Origin of the sequence: Microbacterium sp. (genome assembly GCF_036566905.1) — a bacterium.
In the GTDB taxonomy this organism is placed as follows: domain Bacteria; phylum Actinomycetota; class Actinomycetes; order Actinomycetales; family Microbacteriaceae; genus Microbacterium.
On the sequence record NZ_DATCVK010000119.1, the window covers coordinates 1 to 3321 of the forward strand.

At 69.3% G+C, this 3321-nt stretch carries 3 protein-coding genes and 2 tRNA genes; 3 read left to right on the plus strand and 2 right to left on the minus strand.

All coding sequences use genetic code 11. From position 1 onward, the window contains the following. The 3 genes from VIP82_RS09060 to VIP82_RS09070 form a co-directional block, all read left to right on the plus strand. A partial coding sequence (locus VIP82_RS09060; RefSeq protein ID WP_331907788.1) for a GH36 C-terminal domain-containing protein occupies positions 1-369 on the plus strand: 369 nt, incomplete at its 5' end. Beyond that, complete coding sequence (locus VIP82_RS09065; protein WP_331907790.1) at positions 366-1211, plus strand: EamA family transporter; 846 nt, start codon at positions 366-368, stop codon at positions 1209-1211. The genes VIP82_RS09060 and VIP82_RS09065, both read left to right, overlap by 4 nt. Before the next feature lie 185 nt (positions 1212-1396). Continuing rightward, entirely contained in the window at positions 1397-2914 is a 1518-nt protein-coding gene (locus VIP82_RS09070; RefSeq protein ID WP_331907792.1) for a serine hydrolase domain-containing protein, read from the plus strand. 179 nt (positions 2915-3093) lie between these two features. Here the strand turns inward: VIP82_RS09070 and VIP82_RS09075 are convergent. Then, positions 3094-3169: transfer RNA gene (locus VIP82_RS09075), tRNA-Phe, on the minus strand. Between the two features lie 71 nt (positions 3170-3240). Then, positions 3241-3314, minus strand: a tRNA-Asp gene (locus VIP82_RS09080). Between the last annotated feature and the right edge of the window lie 7 nt (positions 3315-3321).

Genomic DNA, 3321 nt, shown 5'->3' on the forward strand with positions numbered 1-3321 from the left:
GAGCTCGTGCGGCTCGACCACCCCGACGCGTCGCTCTCGCTGAACGGCGTCGTCGCGGCCGACGGGTCCGCCGGCCTCTTCGCGTTCGTGTCGATGTCGCGGGCGCCGGTGGCGAGCCCCGGACGCATCCGTCTGCCAGGCCTGCTGCCGGCGGCGCGGTACCGCGTCGAGCCGGCGCTCGTCGGGGGGCTGCCGCACGGGGCCGACGCCGCTCCGTGGTGGGAGCTCGGGCCGGTCGAGCTCAGCGGGGCCGTGCTCGGTTCCGTCGGCGTGGTGATGCCGGCGCTCCGGCCGGAGCAGGCGGTGCTGCTTCGCGTTGCGCGCGTCGACGAGGTCGACGGGAGCACCAGCGGCAGCCGCGCGGCGTGAGCAGCGGCATCCTGCTCGCTGTTCTCGGCGCGGCGCTGCTGCACGGCAGCTGGAACGCGATCGCCAAGGCGATCCCGGCCCGGCTCGTCTCGTCGGCGCTGATCGGGCTCGTCTACCTGGCGGTGGGGGCGGTCGGATGCATCGTCTTCCCGTTCCCGCCGCAGGAGGTCTGGCCGTACCTGCTCGTCTCGGCCGCCGTGCAGACTCTCTACCTCGTGCTGCTCACGGCCGCGTACGCGAAGTCGGAGTTCGGCCGCACCTACCCATTGACCAGGGGTATCGCCGTGCTCGGCATCACGCTGATCTCGACGACGTTCCTCGGCGAGCACATGACGCCCGCCCAGATCGCCGGGGTCGCGGTCGTTGCGATCGCGCTGTTCGCGCTGTCGTGGTCGCCCAGGGGCGGCGGCGGGAAGGCCGGAACCCTGATGGCGGTCGCCGTCGGCATCACGATCACCGCCTACTCGGTGATCGACGGCATCGGCGTGCGCCTGTCGGGGGAGCCGTTCGGCTACGCGTCGTGGCTGTTCCTCATGCAGGGAGTCTCGATCCCGCTCGTCTGCTTCCTGCTCGCGCGCGATCGGCGCGAAATGCTCAGGGGCATGCGCGTGCATGCCCCGATGGGCGCGCTCGGCGGCATCCTCTCGCTCGCCGCGTACACGATCGTCGTCTGGGCCCAGTCGCTCGCGCCCCTCGCGGTCGTCTCCGCCCTTCGCGAGACTGGAGTGCTCGCAGCCGGCGTGATCGGCTACTTCGTGTTCCGCGAGCCGTTCAGCAGGTGGCGGCTCACGGCGACCGTCTGCGCGGTGTCGGGGATCGTCGCGATCCGGCTCGGCGGGTGATCGCTGCCGCCGTCTGATCAAGGGATTGCTGAAGGAGGCGGCACGCCGTGGTCCGACGACGCGGCCGCCACTGTCCCGGTCGGCGCCGGCCGAGTAGGCTTTGCCCGACTCGGCGCAAGGAGGCAACGATGGGCCTGCTGGACAACGAAGTCCCGTCTGCGTCGCGGACGATGTCGAGGCGGTCGATGCTGCGAAGGTCCGCCGATCTGGCCGCCATCGTGGCCGCCGGCACGGCGGTGGCGGGATGCACCGACGAGGACCCGGGTGCTTCGAGCCCGACCGGGAGCACCGGCCCGACGGCTGGATCGTCGCCCAGCGCGTCCGACGCCCTCTTCGCCGAGCTCGACGCCAAGATCCAGTCGGCGATGAATGAGTACGCGGTGCCCGGCGTCGCGGTGGCGGTACTGCACGACGGGAACGAGCATGTGCGCGGCTATGGGATCGCCAGCGTCGACGCTCCGGTGCCGGTGGATGAGCACTCGTTGTTCCGCATCGGATCGACGACCAAGACGTTCACCGGGACCGCGATGATGCGCCTGGTCGATGCGGGCAAGGTGGACCTCGACCGGGCCGTGCGCACCTATGTGCCGGAGTTCACCGTCGCCGACCACGACGTGTCGGCCGACGTGACCGTACGGCACCTGCTGAACCACACCGCCGGCTGGTTCGGTGACGACCTCGAGGATTTCGGGCGGGGTGAGGACGCGATCGAGCGCTACGTGGCGAGCATGGCGGGCCTTCCTCAGCTGACGCCGCTCGGGTCCACGTTCTTCTACAACAACGCCGCAGTCGTGCTCGCGGGCCGCGTGGTGGCGAAGGTGCACGGAACGACCTTCGAGCAAGCCATGCAGGAGCTCGTGCTCGACCCGCTGGGCCTCGACCAGACCCGGTTCTTCACGGACGACCTCGTCGGACACACATTCACCGGCGCCCACTGCGTGGTCGAGGGCAAGGCGGTACTGGATCCGTCCTTCTGGTACGTCCCGAGGTCGCTCAACCCGACCGGCGCCCTCATCTCGAGCGCTCGCGATCAACTGAGCTACCTGCGCTTCCACTTGGGCGACGGTACCGGACCCGATGGCCGTCCCATCCTCAGCCCCGGTTCGCTCGAGGCGATGCACTCGCATCCAGGCCCGGGGGGAACGATCTTCATCGAGATCGACGGGTACGCAGTCAGCTTCCGAGTACGGCCGACCGCCGAAGGGGTGCCCGTCGTGCAGCACGGCGGCGATTGGCCCGGGCAGCACAGCGGGTTCCTCTTCGTTCCCGAACGGAATTTCGGCATCGCCATGCTCACGAACTCGGAGGATGGCCCGAAGCTCCTGAGCGACTTCTTCCAAGACGACTGGGCGTTGTCGCGGTTCGCCGGCGTCCACAACCTGCCGGCCGATCCCCGAATCAGAACCGCTGCGCAGCTGGCGCCCTACGAAGGTCGGTACGACCTCGCCGAGATCGGGCCCGACGGCAACACGGCGAGGGTGACGCTCGAGTTCACCGCCGAGAACGGCCGGCTGCGCATTCGCCCACTGAATCCGGATGGCACGGTGGCCGACGAAGCGGCACCCGAGTACGTGGACTTCTACCGCGACGACCACGTGGTGGGCGCGAGCCCCCTCTCGCCCCGCTCCGACTTCGTGCGCGGCCCGAGTGGGGCGGTCGCCTGGTACCGCACCAGCGGCCGGTTGCTCCCCAAGGTCGGCTAGCTCTCGAGACGCCCGGGGCAGCCGTGCCTCAGTACCCCTCGAGTGTCGAGTACTCCGGCGAACCATCGCAGCGAACCAGACAGCGGACCGCTGCCGACGTTCATGGGACAGCCTCACCGGCGCCCCGGCGAGATCGCCTGCTGAAACCAGAAAGCCCCCGGCGAACCGGGGGCTTTCGATGGTGGCTCCGACGGGCGTCGATCCCGTGACCTCACGATTTTCAGTCGTGCGCTCTACCAACTGAGCTACAGAGCCTCGAAGCGAAGAATCACCCCGAATAAGGAGAAAGCCCCTTCTCTCGTAAGGGAAAGGGCTTGTCGCCTGAGCGACCCTGACGGGACTTGAACCCGCGACCTCCGCCGTGACAGGGCGGCACGCTAACCAACTGCGCTACAGGGCCTCGTGAT